A 19457-nucleotide genomic window follows, 5' to 3' on the forward strand; every position below is an offset into this window, starting at 1 on the left:
CTCGCCACAGGGGCGAGCCGCAGGGCCGCGGCCGGTCGGAGAGGATAGGGCATGCCCGGCCGGCGTTGACTCCGCCTCCGGGTGGGTGAACCCTAGTGCAGTGTTCGACACGATGCAGCACATAAAGCCGCGTCTTTGCCGCCCTGGCGTTGTTGCAAATCCTCGCGATGCCACTGGGCATCGCTGCGGTTTGCGCCTAGCCAGGACGACAAATCCATCGGCTTTCCTAAGTGCTGCATAGCATCGAACACTGCACTAGTGTCCGCCGGCCACCGGCAGTTCGCGCCGCTGGGCCGCGCTGAGCGTGCCCAGGTCGAGCAGGTGCATCACGTCCAGCGCCTGTGTGGCCGGCACCGGGTTGGGGGCGAGGCCGCGCAAGGCATCGCGGATGGCCGCGTAATAATCCGGATAACGACCGTGCTGTGTCGGCCATGCTCCATCGACCAGCTCGTTGGGCGACTGGGGCGACGGCGCCGCGACGGCCAGGCGGCCAGCGCTGGGGTCGGCGCCCCAGTCCTGCGGCCGGGCGGGGTCGGGGCGGCGGCCGGCCTTCAGGTCGTCTTCCTGCCGGTCGAGGCCGAACTTCACCCAGCTGCCGAGCGTGCCGTGCAGCGCGAAGCGCGGGCCTGGCAGAGCGGCCAGCGTGCTGCCATGCAGGTCGGCGCGCAGGCCGTCGGCCCAGCGCAGGCGGGCGTGGAACAGGTCGGTGCCCTGGGCGCCATCGCGCACGCCGGCCAGGTCGGCCGCGATCGCCTCGGGCATGCCGAAGAGCTGCAAGGCCTGGTCGATCAGGTGCGGGCCCAGGTCCAGCCACAGGCCGCCGCCGGCCGCGTCGGCGTCGCGCCACCGCGACTGGACCACGGGGCGGTAGCGGTCGAAGTGCATCTGGGCATGCACCACCCGCCCCAGCGTGGCACTGCGCACCAGGGCCTGGGCGGTCAGCATGTCGCCGTCCCAGCGCCGGTTGTGGAAGACGCTCAGCAGCACCGCCCGCTCGTCGGCCACGCGGATCAGGTGCCGCGCCTGCGCCGCATCCAGCGTGAAGGGCTTGTCCACCACCACCGACCGGCCGGCCTTCAAGGCGGCCAGGGCCAGGGGGTGGTGGGTGTCGTTGGGCGTGGGGATGACGACCAGGTCGATGTCGTCCCGGTCGACCAGGGCCTGCGGCGCCGCGTGCACCTGCACCTGCGGGCCCAGCGCCGCGCGCACCGCGTCCGGCTGGCGACTGGCCACGGCCACCAGCTCGAGCCCGGGCGTGGTCGTGATCAAGGGGCCGTGGAACACCCGGCTGGAGGCGCCCCAGCCGATCAGGCCCACGCGGACCGGCCGATCGGGCAAGGGATGGGGTGGCGTGGTCATGGCCGGGCCATGGTACCGGTCGCACGAGCGAACGGTGGCGCGCTCGGGCCGCCGCACCGACGGGCCCCCCGTGCGGGCGGATCGCGCGCTCAGCCCGCCGCGTCGTAGGCGGCCCGCATCCAGGCGCCCAGCGCCGCGTCCACCTCGTCGGCATGGCCGATGCGGGTGGTCACGGCGCACATGCTGTCGGGCGGCATGGCCTTCAGCCGAGGGTGCGGCGGCAGCGTCTTGATGGCCAGGCCGATCTCCACCGCGTCGCGGGTGGCCGGCCCGATCGTCAGGAACTGCTTCCTGCGGCGCAGGCTGACATAGGACTTCTTCGGCGCCAGCTCGAAGTCGCCGAAGCCCTGCACCACCGCCATCACCGCCTCGTGCAGCGGCCGCAGGTGTGCCTTACTGCCGGTGTACAGCGTGTCGAGCGGATCGCCCGCGGCCGGCGCGGCGGCCGCGGGTGTCGCACCGGCGGCGGCTCCGTCGCCCAGGTCGGGCAGGGGCTTGTCCATGAAGTGCACCACCGTGTTGGCATCGCCATGGCCCAGCTTCAGGTGCGCCATGAGCCAGCTGCGGCGCTCGCCGTGCCGCACCAGCCCGGTGGCGTGCACGGCGGCGTGCAGCTCGGCGATGGTGCGGCCGGTTTTGGCCTGGATGTTCTTCAGCTGCGTCAGCAGCGCTGCGTGCGGATCGGCCATGGCGGGCAGCCCTCGTGTCAGTGTCAGGTCCAGGCGCCGAGGATGCCACCCATCGCCGTGTAGGCGACGACCTGGTAGCCGCCGTTGATGAGCCAGAGGCGCAGCGAGCGCTGCTCGAAGAGGTAGATCACCCCAAGCGACATGGCCACCCACCCCAGGCCCGTGGCGAAGCCGGCGAACAGGCCGAAGCCCAGGCTCGCCCTGGCGCCGATGAAGGCCGCCAGGTTGAAGGCCATGACCAGTTGCGCCACCGCCGACAGCGCGAAGATGCGGCCGACCGGCGGGTGCGTCACCTGGTCGTCGCTGAGCCCGGCCTCGCGCTGCCAGACCCTGGCGAACAGCAGCGGCGAGTACCAGAGCCCACCGATGAGGAAACCCGACAGGGCGGCCAGCAGCACCGCCGGATAATGGAACTGGATCGACCCCATGCACTTGCTCCTCCGTTGCCGACGCATCGTCGCGGCACTGCGGCGGCGCCGGCAAGCCACCAGCCACCGAAGCCCCCCATGCAGGCGCTGAACCCGGAGATTCCGCCGCTGAACCCGCTCGGCGCCCCGGCGGCCGCGAGCTTCGACGACCGTGCGCTGATGGCGCTGGGCATCCCCGGCTTCGGCCTGAGCATCCCCTGGCTGACCGGGCTGTGGGGCAACGTGCGACCGGGCGACGGGATCTTCTGGGTCGGGCAGGGCCTGTTCATCGGCCTGGCCGCGGCCATCTGGCTGGGCAACCGCTGGCTGCTGTTGAAGCAGCGCCAGCACTTCGACTGGTTCAGCCACCCGCTGCGCAAGCTGTCGATGCTGGTGACGGCCAACGTGCTGTACACCGCGCCGGTCACCGTGGGGGGGCTGATGCTGTGGTTCGCGGCGGGCGGCATGCCGGCACCGCGCGGCACGATCGAGGTCGTGGTGCTCACCAACGTCATCTGCGTGCTGTTCGTGACCCATGCCTACGAGACGATGTTCCTGATCCGCGAGCGGCAGTCCGACCGCCTGCGGGTGGAACGGCTCGAGCGGCTTCGCACGCAGGCCGAGCTGGGGGCACTGAAGGCGCAGGTGGACCCGCACTTCCTGTTCAACAGCCTGAACACCCTGGGCCACCTGATCACGGCCGACCCGCCGCGCGGCCGGGCCTTCTGCGACGCGCTGGCCGAGATCTACCGCTACGTGCTGGCCAGCCGCGAGCGCGACCTGGTGCCCCTGGCCGACGAACTGGCCTTCGCGCGGGTCTATCACCAGTTGCTGGCGATGCGGTTCGGCGCGGCCATCCGGCTGGACATCGACCCGGCGCTCGACGGCCTGGCGGTGCAGATCGCGCCGCTGGCGCTGCAGACGCTGATCGAGAACGCCGTCAAGCACAACCAGGCGGGCGAGGACGCCCCGCTGGCCATCACCGTGCAACCGGGCGATGGCAGCGTGCGCGTCGGCAACGCGGTGCTGCCGCGCCGCAGCCGGCTGCCGTCGGCGGGCCTGGGCCTGGCCAACCTGGACGAGCGCTGCCGCTGGTTGACGGGCCGATCGCTGCGGCGCGACGACGACGGCCAGCGCTTCGAGGTCGACGTGCCGGTGGTGCCGTGATCGCCCTGCAGTGCTTCATCGCCGAGGACGAACCGCCGGCCCGCCAGCGCCTGCAGGAGGCGCTGGCCCGGGTGGCGCCGCAGGCGGCCGTGGTGGGCCATGCCGACACCGTGCGCGGCACGGCGGCGTGGCTCGCCACGCATGCGCCACCCGACCTGCTGCTGCTGGACATCCAGCTCGGCGACGGGCTCTCGCTGGAGCTGTTCGACGGTGCGGGCTGCCCGGTGCCGGTGATCTTCACGACCGCCTACGACCGCTTCGCGCTGCAGGCCTTCCAGGCGCTGGCGGTGGACTACCTGCTGAAGCCGGTGGCCGACGCGGCGCTCGCCGGTGCCTTGGCCAAGGTCGGCCGGTTGCGCCAGGCCTTCGCGCCGGATGCCGCGCGCCTGGCCGCGGCGCTGGACGGCCTGCGGCCGACGCCCACGGCGTTTCGCCGACGGCTGGTGGCCCGCGGGCCCGGCCAGGCGCACGTGCTGCCGGTGGAGGCGGTGGCCTGTGTCGTGTCGCTCGACAAGACCAGCGTGGCCGTCGCCCGCGACGGCACGCGGCACCTGCTGGACGAGCCACTGGCCGAGCTCGAGGCCGCGCTGGACCCGCAGCAGTTCTTCCGGGCCAGCCGGCAGGTGCTGGTGGCCGCGATCGCGGTGCAGGCCTTCGAGGCTATCGGCCGCGGCCGCTTGCGGGTCGACCTGCAGCCCGATCCGGGTTTCGAGGTCGTGATCAGCCAGGAGCGCGCGGCGGTCTTCCGCGCCTGGCTGGCGCGCTGAGCCCTTGCGCGGGCCAGGGCGGCCGCATGGGCGCCGCCCGGGGCCGCCCCGTTCACCGCGGCGCGACTAGCCGATGTCGAGCGCGATCTTGCCGAACTGAGTGCCCGACTCCAGGTGAGTCAGCGCCTGGTGCACGTCGTCCAGGCGGTAGCGGGCGTCGATCACCGGCCGCAGGCGCCCCTGCCGGCACCAGGCCAGCAGGTCGCGCAGTTCGCCGGGGTCGCCGAGCGTGGAGCCGAAGATCTGCAGCTGGCGGATGAAGACGCGGCGCAGGTCGGCCGGCGGCTGGTCGCCTGCCGTGGCGCCGCAGGTGACGATGCGGCCGCCGCGCACCACCGACTTCAGCGCGGCGCTCCAGGCCGTGCCGCCGATGTTCTCGATGACCACGTCGACACCGCGACCGCCGGTGAGCTGCTGGACGCGCTTCGCGACATCCTCGGCGCCGCTGTGGATCGTGGCGTCGGCGCCCATGGCCGCGGCGCGTTGCAGCTTGCCCTCGTCGCGCGAGGTGACGAAGACGCGGGCACCGCAGGCCTTGGCCAGCTGCAGCGCGGCCAGCGAGACGCCGCCGCCGACGCCGAAGACGAGCACCGTCTCCCAGGGCTGCAGCCGGGCCTTGGTGAACAGCATGCGCCAGGCGGTGAGGTGGTTCACGCCCAGCGCGGAGGCCTCGGCGAAGTCGAGCTCGTCGGGGATCGGGAAGGCGTTGGCCGCCGGCACGGCCACGAACTCGGCAAAGGTGCCATCGCGGTGCTCGCCGAGCAGGCGCATCGCGCTGCACAGCACCTGCTGGCCGCGCCCGCAGAACTCGCAGCGGCCGCAGGTGATGCCGGGGTACAGCACCACCCGCTGGCCGGGGCGCAGCAGGGTCTCGGTGGCATCCACCTCCTCGATCACGCCGGCGCCGTCCACGCCCATGGTCTGCGGCAGCGTGTGCGAGATGCCGGCGCCGCTGTTGCGCATGTAGAGGTCCACGCGGTTGAGCGTGGCGGCCTTCAGGCGCACCAGCGCCTCGCCGCTGCGGCGCTGCGGCAGCGGCCGTTCGCCGACGGAGACCACCTCGTTGCCGCCATGGCCTGTCAGGTGCGCTGCCTTCATCGGTCGTCCTCTGTGGTCATCGGCGCCACTCTAGCGCGACGATGCGTGGCCCATCCGGCGCCCGGCCTCAGGCCAGCGGATCGCCCTTCATCACCATCGCGCCCCACGGGTCCATCGTGATCAGGCCGCCCGCCGTGTCGGCCCGGCCCTGGTCGCGCGCCGGCAGCATGCCCTGGATGGCGTCGATGCGCTTCCAGCAGACCGTGCGGCGCCTGCCCGGGCCGTCGCTGCGCAGGGTGCCTACTTGGCCTGGCGCAGCGCGACGCGGTAGGCCTCGAGCCGGGCCTCGTAGTCCTGCGCGTCGCCATAGGCCAGGAAGCGTTGGTAGCGGCCGTGCGTGCCCAGGATCTTGTGGGCGTGCTTGATGGGGCAGAAGTACTCTTCGGTGCGGCCGACGATCTCGCGCAGGTAGGCGATCAGGCCGTTGGCGTACTCGCAGTAGGTGCAGTGGAACTTCTCGATGAGGTTCAGGTACTCCAGGTGACGCCGGTCGAACACCAGGTAGTCGCTTCGCTTGACCTTGGCGATGCCGTAGATCGGGAAGCACGCCCATTGGTAGAAGCTGACGAACAGGTCCAGCATCAGCAACGGCAGCGCCATGCCGTAGATGATCGGCCCGGTGATCAGGTTCTGCGGCCGGTTGTTCACCAGCCAGCGGAAGAAGCCCTTCCTGAGCTTGCGGTGGGCATCGCGCACACCACGCTCGAACTCCACTCGCTTGCCGTTGATCTGGAAGAACATGCGGCTCTCCTGCTCGTGCACCGCGGTGCGCAGGTCGTCCTCGAGCCCCGCCATCTGGGCCAGTATCCGGTCGATTCGATCGTTCATGGGCGCAGCATAGACCCGCCGTCCGCCGCTGTCCGATGAAACTGACAGGTCGGCCGCCAGAGGCCGTCATTGACCCGTCTCAACGCGGGTGGACGGCCCAGCCTTAGGCTCGAGATCGGCGTTCGCGGAGTTGGGGCGACGCTGCGATGGCGAAAACAACAACACGTGAAGTGAGCGCACTTGGAGTTCAAGGACTACTACGCCGTGCTGGGTGTTCCGCGCGATGCCGCGGCCGGCGACATCAAGAAGGCCTACCGCAGGCTGGCTCGGCAGCACCACCCCGACGTCAGCCAGGCGGCCGACGCCGGGCAGCGGATGAGCGAGGTCAACGAGGCCTACGCGGTGCTGTCCGACGTCGAGCGGCGGGCGGCCTACGACAAGCTGTCCGCGGGCCACCGGGCGGGCGAAACCTTCACGCCCCCGCCAGACTGGGATGCCGGCTTCGAGTTCACCAACGCCGGCTTCCACGGCCCGACCGGCGGCGACTACAGCGAGTTCTTCAGCGAGCTGTTCGGCCGCATGGGTGGTGCTGCGCGCAGCGGCCGCCACCGGCCGTCGGCGGCGGACGGCCCGGTGCGCGGCGACGATCACCATGCCAGGATCCTGCTCGAACTGGACGACGCCTGGCTGGGCCCGCGGCGCATGCTGGACCTGCAGGTGCCGCAGGAAGACGCCGACGGGCACCTGCGCCTGGCGCGGCGCACGCTCGAGGTGAAGATCCCGATCGGCGTGCGGCCGGGCCAGTTGATCCGCCTGGCCGGCCAGGGCGGGCCGGGGCGGGCCGGCGGGCCGCCGGGCGACCTGCTGCTGGAGGTGCAGTTCCGGCCCCATCCGCTGTTCTCGCTCGACGGCACGACGCTGCACACCGGCTTGCCGGTGGCACCGTGGGAGGCCGCGCTGGGCGCGGTGGTGCCGGTGGCCTTGCCGGCGGGCCAGCAGTTGAACGTGCGGGTGCCGCCGGGTGCGCAGACCGGTCAGCGCCTCACCGTGTGTGGCAAGGGCCTGCCGGCGCGCCCGCCCGGCGACCTCGAGCTTCAGGTGCGCGTCGTGCTGCCCAGTGCCCTCGACCCCCGGGCCCGGCGCCACTACGAACAGATGGCGGCCGAACTGGTCGATTTCGATGCCCGCAAGGTCAGTGCCGCCGAGGCCGAGCGGCAGCGTGAGGAGTCGGCGACATGAGCTTTCGTCCATCACCACCTGAGGGGCCGCCCGAGGACAGCAGCCTCGACCTCGAGGCCCTGTGCCGACTCACCGGGGTCGATGCCGCGTGGGTGTTGCAGCGGGTGGCCGAAGGCCTGCTGGCGCCCCGCGCGGCGCGCATCGGCGAGTCCAGGCGCTTCGATGCCGCCACCTTGCATCGGGCCCGCTGCATGCTGTGGCTCGAGAGTGAGTTCGAGGCCGGCCCCGAACTGGCCGCGCTGGTGGCCGACCTGCAGGAGCAGATCGGCACCTTGCGGCAGCAGTTGCGCTTGCTGGGTCACTGAGCCTGGCTGGTGCTCGCCGGCATCGGGCCGTGCGTGGTGGCGTTGACTGCACTCAACGGTACACCGCAGCGGCGGCGACCCAATCGATGCATGCCAGCATCTAGGAAGCAGCATGGCTGAACGACTGAGCGCCGGGGAAGTCTGCACGCGGATCGTGAGCTTCGCCGAGCGGGGCATGGACATCACCGAGGCGGCCCGCCTGATGCGCGAGCACCACGTGGGGTCGCTGGTGGTCGTCGACGAGACCGCGGCCGGCCGGGTGGCCGTCGGCATGCTGACCGACCGCGACATCGTCACCGCGGTGGTCGCCAAGGGCGTCGACGCGACGTCGCTGCGTGTCGGCGATGCGATGGGCCCCGACCTGGTGTCGGCGCGCGAGGACGACTCGATGGTCGACCTGCTGGCGCTGATGCGCGGCAAGGGCGTGCGGCGCGTGCCGATCGTCGGTGCCGGCGGCGTGCTGGTGGGCCTGGTCACGATGGACGACCTGCTCGGCATCATCGCCGAGGAACTGCGCCTCGTGGCCGTGGCCATCGAGAGCGGGCGCCATCGCGAGGCGGGGCAGCGGCCATGACATCCGGCCCCGGGCTTCGCATCGATCGGGTCGCCTGAGCCCTGCCGATGGCCAAGGATCCACCTGCGGCCCGTCGTGGCCGCGACGATGAAGAGGAGATCACGATGACCTGTTCGTTCAAGCGCACGGCGATCGCCGTGGCCGCGGCCGGCTCGCTGCTGGCCATCGGGGCGCTGCCGGCCCACGCCGCCGGATTCCAGATCAACGAGAGCTCAGCCTCGGGCCTGGGCACCGCCTTCGCGGGCGGCGCGGCCGCCGCGGAGGACGCCTCCATCCTGTGGTCCAACGCCGCCGGCATCTCGCGGCTGCGTTCGCGCCAGGTGGTCGGTGCGATCCACCTGGTGACGCCGTCGCTGAAGTTCCGCAACGAGGGCTCGCTGCCGGCGGCCTCGCAGCCATTGGGCGGCAACGGTGGTGATGCCGGTGGCGTCAACGTCGTGCCCGACCTGTTCGTCGTCGCGCCGCTCGATCGCACCTGGACGGTGGGCCTGGGCGTCACCGCACCATACGGCCTGGTGACCGAGTACGACGACGGCTGGATCGGCCGGTTCCAGGCCATGAAGTCCAGCATCCGCACGCTCAACCTCAACCCCACCGTGGCGTGGAACCCGGCCGGCGGCCTGGCCTTCGGGCTGGGGCTCGACGTGCAACGCATCCAGGCCGTCTTCACCAACCGCATCAACTATTCCGGCGCGTTGCTGTCCGCCGCCGCGTCGCGCGGCATCGCGCCCGGATCGGCCACCTTCAACGCCATCGCGCAGGCCACCGCCGGGCTGGAATCGGCCGCCGATATCCGCGGCTCGGACAACGCCGTCGGCTGGAATGCCGGCGTGCTGTGGGAGATCGACGGTGACAGCCGCGCCGGTGTGCACTACCGTTCGCCGATCCGCTACCGCATCGACGGTCGCGCCACCTTCGCCAACCCGGTGCCGAGCGTGCCGCAGCCGCTGGCCGCCGTGGTCGGCGCGCTGGCCACCGGTGTCAACGCCGCCGTGTTGAACGACACCGCGGTGACCTCCGAGGTCAAGCTGCCGGCCATCGTCAACCTGTCGTACTTCACGGCGCTGGACCGCCACTGGGACGTGATGGTCGATGCGCAGTGGACGCAGTGGTCGTCGATCCAGGAGCTGGCCTTCCGGCGCAGTGATGGATCGCTGCTGCAGAGCACGCCCGAGCACTTCAAGGACGCCTGGAAGCTGGCCCTCGGGGTGAATCGCCGGATGGGCAGCGACCTGATGCTGCGCGGCGGCGTGGCGGTCGACCGCTCGCCGGTGCAGGCGAACCTGCGCACGCCGCGGCTGCCGGACGCCGACCGCCTGTGGCTGGCGGGTGGGTTCCAGTACCGCGCAAGCCCGTCGCTCAGCGTCGATGCCGGGGCGGCCTACCTGTGGGTGCGCAAGGCCACCATCTCGATCAGCGGCCACCCGTCCAGCACCTCGGCCTACGGCCTGATCGACGGGCGCTACGACAACCGCACGGTGATCCTCTCGGCCCAGGCCACGCTCGTGTACTGACGGGGCGCCGGCAGAGGCCGATTGAGGCGGCGCAAACCGGTCGGTGGCCGGGGGCGCACACTTGGCGTCGAGAGTCCCTGCGGGACGCCGCCTGCCAAGGTGCGAATGAACACCCTTGCCCCGGCCGGTGCCCGGGGCGAGGCCAGTGCCCGCCCCGGCGTCGAGCCGGCCTTCTGGAGCCGCGAGGCCAAGGCGTTGCTGGCCGACCTGGGCAGCGGCCCGCAGGGCCTGTCGTCGACCGAGGCCGCGCGCCGCCTGCGGCTCGACGGCCCCAACCTGATCGACGAGGAACCCGCGGCCGGTGTCCTGCGGCTGGCGCTGCGCCAGTTCCAGAGTCCGCTGGTGCTGATCCTGGTGTTCGGCGGTGCCGTGTCGGCGGCGCTGCGCGAATGGGTGGACGCGGCCATCATCCTGGCCATCGTGCTGGGCAGTTGCGGCCTGGGCTTCGTGCAGGAGTTCCGCGCCTCGCACGCCGTGGCGCAGTTGCGGCGGCGCCTTGCCTTGAAGGCCAGGGTGTGGCGCGATGGCACGCCGCGGCTGATGGAGGCGCGGGCGCTGGTGCCCGGCGACGTGGTGCAGCTGGCGGCCGGCCACTTGGTGCCCGCCGACGGCCTGGTGCTGGAGGCGCGCGACTTCCTGGTCAACGAGTCCAGCCTCACCGGCGAGTCGTTCCCGGTGGAAAAGCAGGCCGGCGTGGTGGAGGCCGCCGCGCCGATGGCCCGCCGCAGCAACGCCGTCTTCATGGGCACCTCGGTGCGCAGTGGCACGGCCACCGTGCTGCTGGTGCACACCGGTGGCCGCACCGCGTTCGGCGCAGTGGCGGCGCGCCTGCGCGACGTGGCGCCCGACACCGAGTTCGAACGCGGCGTGCAGCAGTTCGGCGTGCTGCTGGTGCGGGTGATGGTGGTGATGGTGCTGTTCGTGCTGATCGTCAACCAGTGGCTGGGCCGCCCCTGGATCGAATCGCTGCTGTTCGCGGTGGCGCTGGCGGTGGGCCTGTCGCCGGAACTGCTGCCGGCCATCATGAGCGTCACATTGTCGGCGGGGGCCCGCCGCATGGCGCGGCGCGGCGTGATCGTGCGGCGCCTGGCCGCTATCGAGAACCTGGGCGGCATGGACGTGCTGTGCACCGACAAGACCGGCACGCTCACCGAGGGCGTGATGTCGCTGGACGCGGCCGTCTCGCCGCAGGGCGATCCGGCGGTCGAGGTGCTGCGCCTGGCCTTTCTCAACGCCGCCTTCGAGACCGGCATCGAGAACCCGCTCGATCTGGCGCTGGTGGCGGCCGGCGAACAGGCGGGGATGGACACCCAGGGCTGGCGCAAGGTGGACGAGATCCCGTACGACTTCCTGCGCAAGCGGCTGACCATCGTGGTCGAACCGGCCGCGGGTGGGCCGCACCGGGTGATCACCAAGGGGGCCTTCGACAACGTGCTGTCGGTGTGCACCCAGGTGGACCGCAACGGCGTGCCAGTGGCGCTGGACGATGCCGAGCGCGAGCGGTTGCGCGCCTGGTACCAGGCCCAGGGCATGCGCGGCCTGCGCCTGCTGGGGCTGGCCACGCGCACGACGGAGCCGCGCGCCGCCTACGGCCACGACGACGAGCGCGGCATGTGTTTCACCGGCTTCCTGTGCTTCGTCGATCCGCCCAAGGCGGGGGTGCAGGCCACGCTGGAGCAGCTGGCCGCGCGCGGCATCGCCATCAAGGTGATCACCGGCGACAACCGGCACGTGGCCGCCCACCTGGCCGCCCGGGTGGGGCTGGACGCGCAGGCGATGCTGACCGGCGAACAGATCAACGCGATGAACGACGAGGCGCTGTGGCAGCGCGCCGGCGGCACCACCCTGTTTGTCGAGGTGGACCCGCAGCAGAAGGAGCGCATCGTGCGCGCGCTGCAGCACGCCGGGCACTCGGTGGGCTACCTGGGCGACGGCATCAACGATGCGCCGGCGCTGCATGCGGCGGACGTGGGCATCTCGGTGGACCAGGCGGTGGACGTGGCCCGCGAGAGCGCCGACGTGGTGCTGCTGCGGCGCGACCTGGCGGTGCTGTGCCAAGGCGTGGAGGAGGGCCGCCGCACCTTCGCCAACACGCTGAAGTACATCGGCATCACCACCAGCGCCAACTTCGGCAACATGGTCAGCATGGCGCTGGCCGCGCCGCTGCTGCCGTTCCTGCCGCTGGCGGCCAAGCAGATCCTGCTGAACAACTTCCTGTCCGACCTGCCGTCGCTGGCGATCTCTACAGATAACGTCGACGAGGAGCGCCTGGCCTTCGCGCAGCGCTGGGACGTGCACGACCTGCGCCGCTTCATGATCGTCTTCGGCCTCACCAGCACGGTGTTCGACCTGCTCGGCTTCTGGCTGCTGCTGAAGGTGTTCGACGCCCACGAGGCGCTGTTCCAGACCAGCTGGTTCGTGGTCTCGCTGCTCACCGAACTGGTCGTCGTGCTGCTGTTGCGCACGCACCGGCCGGCCTGGCGCAGCCGGCCGGGCACGCTGCTGGCGGTGTCGACGCTGGCGGTGGCGGTGCTGGCGGTGGCACTGCCCTATATCCCGCCGGTGGCGTCGATGTTCGGCCTGGAGCCGCCGTCGCCGCTGCTGTGGCTGGGCCTGGGCGCGCTGCTGCTGGGCTACGTGGTGGCCACCGAGGTGGTGAAGCAGCGCTTCTACGCGGCGCCGCCGGTGCGTCGTCGCGGGCGCGTGCGGGCCCGGCGCCGTCGCGCCGCGTGACCCCCGCGCGGCGCCCGTGTCACTTCGTCAGCAGCACCGGCACCGACGACAGGTGCACCACGCGCTGCGCGGCCGAGCCCAGCAGCAGCCCGCCCAGCGCGGTCATGCCGCGCGTGCCCATCACGATCATGTCGAACTTGTGTTCGGCCGCCACGCGCACGATCTCGGCGGCGATGGCGCCCACCGCGGCCATCGTGGTCACCTTCTGCAGGCCCTGCACGCGGGCCTGGGCGGCGGCCGATTCGAGCAGCGCCTCCTGTTGCACCCGCAGCGAGCGCTCGATCGAGTCATGGTCGATCGGCGGCAGCTCGCCGTGGTAGCCGGAGTCCTCGCGCACGTTGAGCAGCATCACCTCGACGCCTTCGGCCTGCGTCGCGAGCCGGGCGGCGGCCTCCACCGCATGGCGTGCGTGGTCGGACCCGTCGACCGCGATCAACAACTTCAGCATGTGTGCTCTCCAGGGTTGTCGGGGCTCAGCGGCGGGTTGGTGCGAGCTGGGCCAGCATGTCGGGCGTGACCAGCGTGACGCCCTTGTCGGTGACGACGAAGCGGGCGCGGTCCTCGGCCGGGTGCACGCCCACCTTCAGCCCGTCGGGCAGCACGCAGCGCTTGTCGACGATGGCTCGGCGCAGCACGACGTTGCGGCCGACGATGGCGTCGGGCAGCACCAGCGAATCCTCGACCAGGCTGCCGTCGCCGATGCGCGCCTTCGAGAACAGCACCGAGCGCCGCACCGTGGCGCCGCTGACGATGCAGCCGCTGGACACCACGGAATCGATGGCCATGCCGCGCCGGCCTTCGTCGTCGAACACGAACTTCGCCGGCGCCAGCTGGTGCTGCAGCGTGCGGATCGGCCAGTCGTCGTCGTACAGGTCCAGTTCGGGCAGCGGGCGGGTGAGGTCCATGTTGGCCTCCCAGTAGGCGTCGAGCGTGCCGACGTCGCGCCAGTAGGGCGCGTCGCCGTTGGCGCCGACGCAGCTGTTGGCGAAATCGTGGGCATGCACGTGGGCGTGCGCCACGGCCCGCGGCAGGATGTTGCGGCCGAAGTCGTGGCACGAGTCGTCCACCGCGGCATCGCGGTCCAGCTCGCGGTACAGGAACGCGGCGTTGAAGACGTAGATGCCCATGCTGGCCAGCGCCCGGTCCGGGCGGCCCGGCACCGGCCGGGGGTGCTTCGGCTTTTCCTCGAAGTCGATGACGCGGCCGAAGTCGTCGATGCGCATCACGCCGAAGTCCCGGGCCTGCTCGATAGGCACCTCGATGCAGGCCACCGTGGCGTCGGCGCCGCTGCGCACATGGTCGGCCAGCAGGGTGCTGTAGTCCATCTTGTAGACATGGTCGCCGGCCAGCACCAGCACGTGGCGCGGGTCGGACTCGCGCAGCATGTCGAGGTTCTGGTACACGGCATTGGCCGTGCCGCTGTACCAGCCCGAGTCGATGCGCTGCTGGGCGGGCACCACGTCGACGAACTCGCCCAGGCCGGCATCCAGGAAGCCCCAGCCACGGGTGACATGGCGGATCAGGCTCTGGGCCTTGTACTGCGTCAGCACCGCAACCCGCCGGATGCCCGAGTTGATGCAGTTGCTGAGCGTGAAGTCGATGATCTTCAGCTGGCCCGCGAAGGGCATGGCCGGCTTGGCGCGGCGGTCGGTCAGCGGGCCGAGCCGCGAACCGCGGCCACCGGCCAGCACCAGGGCGACGGTCGAGCCGGCCTGGCGCCGCGTGGTGATGGCGCGCCGCTCCTGCGCGCCGGTGCGGGGTTCGGGGCGTCTTCTGGACATGACGGTCATCGGTGTGTCCTTCGGTGACGGGTCGGGCGACCGACCCCATGGCGACGCCGGCCAGTCTGCGCAGGTGCCGTCCGTTGCGATTGCGCAGAATCAATGCGCGGCCCTGTGCGCCGCGCTGTTCCGCCGGGTCCCGCACTCGGACGCCCAGCCGGCCCGATTCAGTCGACCGCGTTCAGACCACCACGCGCAGCGGCATGCGCCGGTGGCCGGTGCGGCCGGCCAGCCGCGGGTCGAAGCGGCCCGCCACCGCCGTGTGGCAGTGCGGGCAGGCGCCGTGCTCGTCGAGTGCGTAGTGCAGCACCGCGTGCCAGTCGCGCTCGATCAGCGCGGCATCGCAGCCCGGGCAGCGGGTGGTGCCGCCTTCGACGTCGTGCACGTTGCCGGTGTACACGTGGCGCAGGCCGGCATCGCGGGCGATGCGGCGTGCGCGCTGCAGCGTGGCCGACGGCGTGCGGGGCAGGTCGCCTAGCTTGTAGTCGGGGTGGAACGCGGTGAAGTGCAGCGGCACGTCGCGCCCCAGGTGGTCGGCGATCCAGCGCGTCATGGCCTCCAGTTCCGGCGTGCTGTCGTTCAGGCCCGGGATCAGCAGCGTGGTGATTTCGAGCCAGCAGCGGGTGTCGTGCTGGATGTATTGCAGCGTGTCCAGCACCGGCGCCAGGTGCGACGCGGTCTGCTCGACGTAGAACTTGTCGGTGAAGGCCTTCAGGTCGACGTTGGCGGCGTCCATCCGCGCAAAGAACTCGCGCCGCGGCTCGGGGTGGATGTAGCCGGCGGTGACGGCCACCGTCTCGATGCCCAGCGCGTGGCAGGCGTCGGCCGTGTCCATCGCGTACTCGGCGAAGATCACCGGGTCGTTGTAGGTGAAGGCCACGCTGGCCGCGCCGCTGGCGCGCGCGGCCTCGGCGATGCGCTGCGGCGAGGCTTCGTCCTGCAGCCGGTCCATCTCGCGGCTTTTCGAGATGTCCCAGTTCTGGCAGAACTTGCAGGCCAGGTTGCAGCCGGCGGTGCCGAAGGACAGCACCGCCGAGCCGGGGTGGAAGTGGTTCAGCGGCTTCTTCTCGATCGGGTCGATGGCGAAGCCCGAACTGCGGCCGTAGGTGCTGAGCACCATCGCGTCGCCGCGGCGCTGCCGCACGAAGCACAGGCCGCGCTGGCCGTCGTGCAGGCGGCAGTCGCGCGGGCACAGGTCGCACTGCAGGCGGCCATCGTCCAGCTTGTGCCACCAGCGGGCCGGGTGGGACGTCCCGGCGGGTGTGTCAGGGGAGGCGGTCATGGCGCGGCTCCTCGAACGACGTGACCTGGTAGCGCTGCAACCCGATGTCGTGGGCCCAGAAGTCGCGGGGCAGGCCGGCCTTCTGCAGCAGTGCCTCGAGGAACGCCCGGCGCTCCGGCAACTGCGCCCACACCTGCGGCAGCAGCGTGCCATGGTGGCCGTGCCAATCGAGTTCCACACCGTCGATCCCAGGCCGCAGCAGGGCGGCCGCGTCGTCGGCGCTGGCGGCGCGGGGCAAGGGCTGCAGTGGGCCCAGCACCGACACCTCGATGTGCAGGCTGGACAGTTCCTCGGCGGACACCGAGGCGAAGCGCCGGTCGCCGAAGGCCGCGGCCAGCGCGTGGCGGCGCACATCGGTGCCCAGCGCGTCGCGCGGTTCCAGGCAGCCGACGCAGCCGCGCAGGCGGCCGCGGCCGTCGTGCAGCGTCACGAAGGTGGCACCGGCGCGCTGCAGGCGGGGGTGTTCGGGCACCGGTGGCGCAGGCAGGCCCAGGGCCTGGGCGATCTCGGCGCGGGCGATGGCGAGCAGGGCCTGGCCGAGTTCGGGGTCGCTGGTGGCGTCGGGCGCCTCGTCGTCCGACGGGCGCCAGTCTGCCGGGGTGGGCGCCACGCCGTCGAAGGCGAGCGCCGCATAGCCCACCACCCGGTCGTGGCCACGGCCTGCCGTGTCGGCCGAGTTGCGCAGGTCCAGCAGGCGTGGCACCAGCCCGTGCCGCTGTGCGGCGCGCATCGCGCCGTTCAGCGCCACGGCGCCGCAGGCCTCGTCACCGTGCAGATTGGCGGCAAAGTGCAGCAGGCGCTGCGTGGTGGCGAGGTCGCGCCGGCGGGCCGCGTCGTAGGGCAGGTAATGCGACAGGTCGGAGCTGACCACGATCAGCGTCTCGTCGCCACCCCACAGCCGCTCGAGCACCTCGTCGACCTCGGCGGGCGTGGCGTCGCCGACGGCCAGCGGCAGCAGGCTGAAGTCCTCGCCCAGCACGGTCTGCAGGAAGGGCAGTTGCACCTCCAACGAATGCTCCAGCGCATGGGGTCGGTCGCTGACGATCACCTGCGGCAGGTCGGCGAGGCGCGAATGGGCGTCGCGGTCGATCGGCACGCGACCGAGCGGCGTGTCGAAGGCCTCGGCCGCGGGCAAAGCCAGGCCCCGCACCGCCACACGGTGGGTCGGACCCAGCAGCACGATGCGGCGGATGCGGCCGTGCAGCGGCGCCAGCAGCGCATAGGCGTTGGCTGCCACGTCGCCGGAATACACGTAACCCGCGTGCGGCACGACCAGCAGCTTTGGTCGGTGACCCAGGGGTCCGCCATCGGCGGCTTTGGCAGGCGCCGCCACGCGAGCGAGGTGCGCCGCGACGGTCGCACGCAGGGCAGCCGCCTCGGCGGGGTAGAAGCTGCCGGACACGGCAGCGGGTCGGATGCGGTCCATCTCAAGCACCTCCACTGTCCTGCAGTGTGGGCCTGTGCGCCGAAACTTCAAGGCCCGGGGCGCACGCAAGGCCCCGGCGCGTCAATGCCGCGTCAATCAAGCAGGCGCAAGGCCGCGGTCAAGCGCTCGTCGTACGCCGCTCGCACGGCCTGGGCGGCTTCGGGCGTCCAGGTGATGAAGCCCTGGCCGCTCTTCATGCCCGTGTGGCCCTCGGCGATCAGCCGCTCCAGGCAGGCCGGCGGCACGGTGCTGTTGGACAGGTGGGGGTAGATCTCGCGCGCCGCGCTCAGCGTGGTGTCCCAGCCCGACATCTCCTTCTGCAGCACCGGGCCGACGGCCGCGAAGCGGAAGCCGAAGCTGTAGCGCACCGCGAGGTCGATGTCCTCGGGCGAGGCGATGCCGCTGTCGATCAGCGCCAGCACCTCGCGCAGCAGCGCATGCTGGATGCGGTTGGCGATGAAGCCGGGGATGTCGCGCTTCACCAGCACCGGCTTCTTGCCCGCGGCGGTGAACATCGCGCACACCCAGTCGGCCAGCACGGGGTCGGAATCGGCGCCCAGCACCACCTCCACCAGCGGCACCCGGTGCGCGGGCATGAAGTAGTGCATGCCGAACATGCGCGTGCGCGTGGCCAGTCCCTCGGCGATGCGCGAGATCGGGTAGCTCGAACTGTTGCTGCCCACCGGCACTTCGGGCGGCACGTGCGCATCCAGCCACGCGAACAACTGCTGCTTCAGGGCCAGGTCTTCCTTCACCGTCTCGATGACGAGCGACAGGCCGGTCCAGTCGTCGAAGCCGTCGATCGCGCGCACCGACAGCGCCGCGGACTGCTCGGCGGTGGGGAAGTCGATCAGCGCCAGGGTCTTGCGGTGGATGTCTTCGCCGCGCGCAGGGTCTCGCACCAGCAGCACCACGTCGTGGTCGTGGGCCAGCAGTCCGGCCGCGATGCCGCAGCCCATGATGCCGCCGCCGACCACGAGCACCCGGGGATTCGATCTGTCCATGCCGCCTGTCTCCTGTGAAGTGGGGGTGTGCACGCGCTCTGGCCGATGGTAGGCCAGGACCACGCGGGTGCCCCGGCGCGGCGTCGGACGGGCGGGCGAACGGACGAACGGGCGCGCCCGGTGCGGAGATTGGCCCGAGTTTGCCCAGCCTCAATCCGCGGCCACGGGAGTTCTCTACAGTCCGGCGGTTTTGCCACGCGGCGTGTTGCCGGGCGCACGCCAGGTCGGGCGCATGTCCCAACAGCTTGCAACAGGGCCCGACGGGCTCGGCCGCCGTTGCCCGCGCGGCTTCGAAAGACACCATGACCAACGATTTGCAGCAGGCCCCCGAACTGGTCTGCCCGGCCGGCTCTCTTCGCGCGCTGCAGGCGGCGGTGGACGCGGGCGCCGACGCCGTGTACCTGGGCCTGAAGGACGCCACCAACGCGCGCAACTTCGCCGGCCTGAACTTCGACGACGCGCAGGTGCGCGACGGCGTGGCCCATGCCCATGCGCGCGGCGCCAAGGTGCTGATGGCGCTGAACACCTTTGCCGATGCGCGCGACGCCGGCCCCTGGCGGCGCGCGGTCGACAAGGCGGTGTCGCTGGGCGCCGACGCGCTGATCGTGGCCGACACCGCCGTGATGGGCTACTGCCGCGACGAGCACCCTTCGCTGCGGCTGCACCTGTCGGTGCAGGCCTCGGCCACCAGCCACGCGGCCATCGAGTTCTACCGCAAGCGCTATGGCGTGCAGCGCGCGGTGCTGCCGCGGGTGCTGACGATGCAGCAGGTGGCCCAGGTCATCAAGCACACCGACATCGACATCGAGGTCTTCGGCTTCGGCAGCCTGTGCGTGATGGTGGAGGGCCGCTGCGCGCTGTCGTCCTACGCCACCGGCCAGTCGCCCAACAACGCCGGCGTGTGCTCGCCGCCGTCGGCCGTGCGCTGGCAGGACGCCAAGGACGGCGTGCAGGCGCGGCTGAACGGCGTGCTGATCGACTGTTATGCCCCCGACGAGCCGCGCGGCTACCCCACGCTGTGCAAGGGCCGCTTCGTCGTCGACGGCCGGCGCGACTACGCCCTCGAGGAGCCGACCAGCCTGAACACCCTGGCCATCCTGCCCGAGCTGATCGCCATGGGTGTCAAGGCCTTCAAGATCGAAGGCCGGCAGCGCAGCGCGGCCTATGTCGAGCAGGTGACCCGCGTGTGGCGCGCCGCCATCGACCAGGCCTGCTCGGCGCAGGGCCGCTACAGCGTGCAGCCCGAGTGGGCGGCCATGCTGTCGCGCCACGCCGAGGGCCAGCAGCACACGCTGGGCGCCTACAACCGCCCGTGGCGCTGAGCGCATTCACCGACCCATGACC

18 protein-coding genes are annotated in these 19457 nt (G+C 71.6%); 8 read left to right on the forward strand and 10 right to left on the reverse strand.

Annotated features, from left to right (window positions below):
- Positions 1-255: 255 nt before the first annotated feature.
- From EOINJALH_RS19325 to EOINJALH_RS19335, 3 genes are all read right to left on the reverse strand, one after another.
- Positions 256-1359, reverse strand: coding sequence for an oxidoreductase (locus tag EOINJALH_RS19325; protein WP_088283072.1), 1104 nt, complete (start codon positions 1357-1359; stop codon positions 256-258).
- Positions 1360-1448: 89 nt separating this feature from the next.
- Complete coding sequence (locus EOINJALH_RS19330; RefSeq protein WP_088283074.1) at positions 1449-2048, reverse strand: DUF5655 domain-containing protein; 600 nt, start codon at positions 2046-2048, stop codon at positions 1449-1451.
- Between the two features lie 23 nt (positions 2049-2071).
- Positions 2072-2476, reverse strand: a complete 405-nt coding sequence (locus EOINJALH_RS19335) for a DUF1761 domain-containing protein (RefSeq protein WP_088283076.1) — start codon at positions 2474-2476, stop codon at positions 2072-2074.
- 78 nt (positions 2477-2554) lie between these two features.
- Between EOINJALH_RS19335 and EOINJALH_RS19340 the strand changes: the two genes are divergently transcribed.
- Both EOINJALH_RS19340 and EOINJALH_RS31320 read left to right on the forward strand, forming a co-directional pair.
- Entirely contained in the window at positions 2555-3622 is a 1068-nt protein-coding gene (locus EOINJALH_RS19340) for a sensor histidine kinase (protein ID WP_158219820.1), read from the forward strand.
- Positions 3619-4389, forward strand: a complete 771-nt coding sequence (locus tag EOINJALH_RS31320; RefSeq protein WP_158219821.1) for a LytTR family DNA-binding domain-containing protein — start codon at positions 3619-3621, stop codon at positions 4387-4389. The genes EOINJALH_RS19340 and EOINJALH_RS31320 overlap by 4 nt, the downstream gene beginning before the upstream one ends.
- Before the next feature lie 66 nt (positions 4390-4455).
- On the opposite strand, the gene EOINJALH_RS19355 is transcribed toward EOINJALH_RS31320, so the two are convergent.
- Entirely contained in the window at positions 4456-5487 is a 1032-nt protein-coding gene (locus EOINJALH_RS19355) for a zinc-binding dehydrogenase (RefSeq protein ID WP_088283081.1), read from the reverse strand.
- Between the two features lie 240 nt (positions 5488-5727).
- Positions 5728-6315: a hypothetical protein gene (locus tag EOINJALH_RS19360; RefSeq protein ID WP_088283083.1), complete on the reverse strand. Its 588-nt coding sequence runs from the start codon at positions 6313-6315 to the stop codon at positions 5728-5730.
- 180 nt (positions 6316-6495) lie between these two features.
- Here EOINJALH_RS19360 and EOINJALH_RS19365 point away from each other — a divergent pair, with 180 nt between their 5' ends.
- From EOINJALH_RS19365 to mgtA, 5 genes are all read left to right on the forward strand, one after another.
- A complete protein-coding gene (locus tag EOINJALH_RS19365) occupies positions 6496-7494 on the forward strand; it encodes a DnaJ C-terminal domain-containing protein (protein WP_088283085.1) in 999 nt (332 codons plus the stop codon).
- Positions 7491-7799, forward strand: a complete 309-nt coding sequence (locus EOINJALH_RS19370) for a chaperone modulator CbpM (RefSeq protein WP_088283087.1) — start codon at positions 7491-7493, stop codon at positions 7797-7799. The genes EOINJALH_RS19365 and EOINJALH_RS19370 overlap by 4 nt, the downstream gene beginning before the upstream one ends.
- Positions 7800-7911: 112 nt before the next feature.
- A complete protein-coding gene (locus EOINJALH_RS19375; RefSeq protein ID WP_088283089.1) occupies positions 7912-8373 on the forward strand; it encodes a CBS domain-containing protein in 462 nt (153 codons plus the stop codon).
- A 104-nt stretch (positions 8374-8477) separates the two neighbouring features.
- Positions 8478-9887: an OmpP1/FadL family transporter gene (locus EOINJALH_RS19380; protein WP_158219822.1), complete on the forward strand. Its 1410-nt coding sequence runs from the start codon at positions 8478-8480 to the stop codon at positions 9885-9887.
- 105 nt (positions 9888-9992) lie between these two features.
- Complete coding sequence (gene mgtA, locus EOINJALH_RS19385) at positions 9993-12620, forward strand: magnesium-translocating P-type ATPase (protein WP_088283093.1); 2628 nt, start codon at positions 9993-9995, stop codon at positions 12618-12620.
- 19 nt (positions 12621-12639) lie between these two features.
- Here the strand turns inward: mgtA and EOINJALH_RS19390 are convergent, their stop codons facing one another.
- From EOINJALH_RS19390 to EOINJALH_RS19410, 5 genes are all read right to left on the reverse strand, one after another.
- Complete coding sequence (locus tag EOINJALH_RS19390; protein WP_088283095.1) at positions 12640-13068, reverse strand: universal stress protein; 429 nt, start codon at positions 13066-13068, stop codon at positions 12640-12642.
- A gap of 25 nt (positions 13069-13093) precedes the next feature.
- Positions 13094-14410, reverse strand: coding sequence for a glucose-1-phosphate adenylyltransferase (gene glgC / locus EOINJALH_RS19395; protein ID WP_234413931.1), 1317 nt, complete (start codon positions 14408-14410; stop codon positions 13094-13096).
- A gap of 172 nt (positions 14411-14582) precedes the next feature.
- Positions 14583-15683, reverse strand: coding sequence for an AmmeMemoRadiSam system radical SAM enzyme (amrS, locus tag EOINJALH_RS19400; protein ID WP_088283097.1), 1101 nt, complete (start codon positions 15681-15683; stop codon positions 14583-14585).
- Positions 15667-17109 carry an AmmeMemoRadiSam system protein B gene (gene amrB / locus EOINJALH_RS19405; protein ID WP_088283099.1) on the reverse strand — a complete coding sequence of 481 codons (1443 nt, stop codon included), beginning with the start codon at positions 17107-17109 and terminating at the stop codon, positions 15667-15669. The genes amrS and amrB overlap by 17 nt, the downstream gene beginning before the upstream one ends.
- 92 nt (positions 17110-17201) lie before the next feature.
- Positions 17202-18113: a 3-hydroxyacyl-CoA dehydrogenase NAD-binding domain-containing protein gene (locus EOINJALH_RS19410; protein ID WP_088283101.1), complete on the reverse strand. Its 912-nt coding sequence runs from the start codon at positions 18111-18113 to the stop codon at positions 17202-17204.
- Positions 18114-18415: 302 nt separating this feature from the next.
- Between EOINJALH_RS19410 and EOINJALH_RS19415 the strand changes: the two genes are divergently transcribed.
- Positions 18416-19435, forward strand: a complete 1020-nt coding sequence (locus EOINJALH_RS19415) for a peptidase U32 family protein (RefSeq protein WP_088283103.1) — start codon at positions 18416-18418, stop codon at positions 19433-19435.
- The last annotated feature ends 22 nt before the right edge of the window (positions 19436-19457 follow it).

The organism is Ideonella sp. A 288 (assembly GCF_002198735.1).
Classification (GTDB): domain Bacteria; phylum Pseudomonadota; class Gammaproteobacteria; order Burkholderiales; family Burkholderiaceae_C; genus Pseudaquabacterium.

What these genes read in the sequence shown, in the direction of transcription:
- EOINJALH_RS19410 (WP_088283101.1), bottom strand. Translation starts at nt 18,113, where the DNA reads ATGGACAGATCGAATCCCCGGGTGCTCGTGGTCGGCGGCGGCATCATG.
- EOINJALH_RS19340 (WP_158219820.1), top strand. Translation starts at nt 2,555, where the DNA reads ATGCAGGCGCTGAACCCGGAGATTCCGCCGCTGAACCCGCTCGGCGCC.
- EOINJALH_RS19415 (WP_088283103.1), top strand. Translation starts at nt 18,416, where the DNA reads ATGACCAACGATTTGCAGCAGGCCCCCGAACTGGTCTGCCCGGCCGGC.
- EOINJALH_RS19380 (WP_158219822.1), top strand. Translation starts at nt 8,478, where the DNA reads ATGACCTGTTCGTTCAAGCGCACGGCGATCGCCGTGGCCGCGGCCGGC.
- EOINJALH_RS19335 (WP_088283076.1), bottom strand. Translation starts at nt 2,476, where the DNA reads ATGGGGTCGATCCAGTTCCATTATCCGGCGGTGCTGCTGGCCGCCCTG.
- amrS (WP_088283097.1), bottom strand. Translation starts at nt 15,683, where the DNA reads ATGACCGCCTCCCCTGACACACCCGCCGGGACGTCCCACCCGGCCCGC.
- EOINJALH_RS19370 (WP_088283087.1), top strand. Translation starts at nt 7,491, where the DNA reads ATGAGCTTTCGTCCATCACCACCTGAGGGGCCGCCCGAGGACAGCAGC.
- EOINJALH_RS19355 (WP_088283081.1), bottom strand. Translation starts at nt 5,487, where the DNA reads ATGAAGGCAGCGCACCTGACAGGCCATGGCGGCAACGAGGTGGTCTCC.
- glgC (WP_234413931.1), bottom strand. Translation starts at nt 14,410, where the DNA reads ATGACCGTCATGTCCAGAAGACGCCCCGAACCCCGCACCGGCGCGCAG.
- EOINJALH_RS19390 (WP_088283095.1), bottom strand. Translation starts at nt 13,068, where the DNA reads ATGCTGAAGTTGTTGATCGCGGTCGACGGGTCCGACCACGCACGCCAT.
- EOINJALH_RS19375 (WP_088283089.1), top strand. Translation starts at nt 7,912, where the DNA reads ATGGCTGAACGACTGAGCGCCGGGGAAGTCTGCACGCGGATCGTGAGC.
- EOINJALH_RS19330 (WP_088283074.1), bottom strand. Translation starts at nt 2,048, where the DNA reads ATGGCCGATCCGCACGCAGCGCTGCTGACGCAGCTGAAGAACATCCAG.
- mgtA (WP_088283093.1), top strand. Translation starts at nt 9,993, where the DNA reads ATGAACACCCTTGCCCCGGCCGGTGCCCGGGGCGAGGCCAGTGCCCGC.
- EOINJALH_RS19360 (WP_088283083.1), bottom strand. Translation starts at nt 6,315, where the DNA reads ATGAACGATCGAATCGACCGGATACTGGCCCAGATGGCGGGGCTCGAG.
- amrB (WP_088283099.1), bottom strand. Translation starts at nt 17,109, where the DNA reads ATGGACCGCATCCGACCCGCTGCCGTGTCCGGCAGCTTCTACCCCGCC.
- EOINJALH_RS19325 (WP_088283072.1), bottom strand. Translation starts at nt 1,359, where the DNA reads ATGACCACGCCACCCCATCCCTTGCCCGATCGGCCGGTCCGCGTGGGC.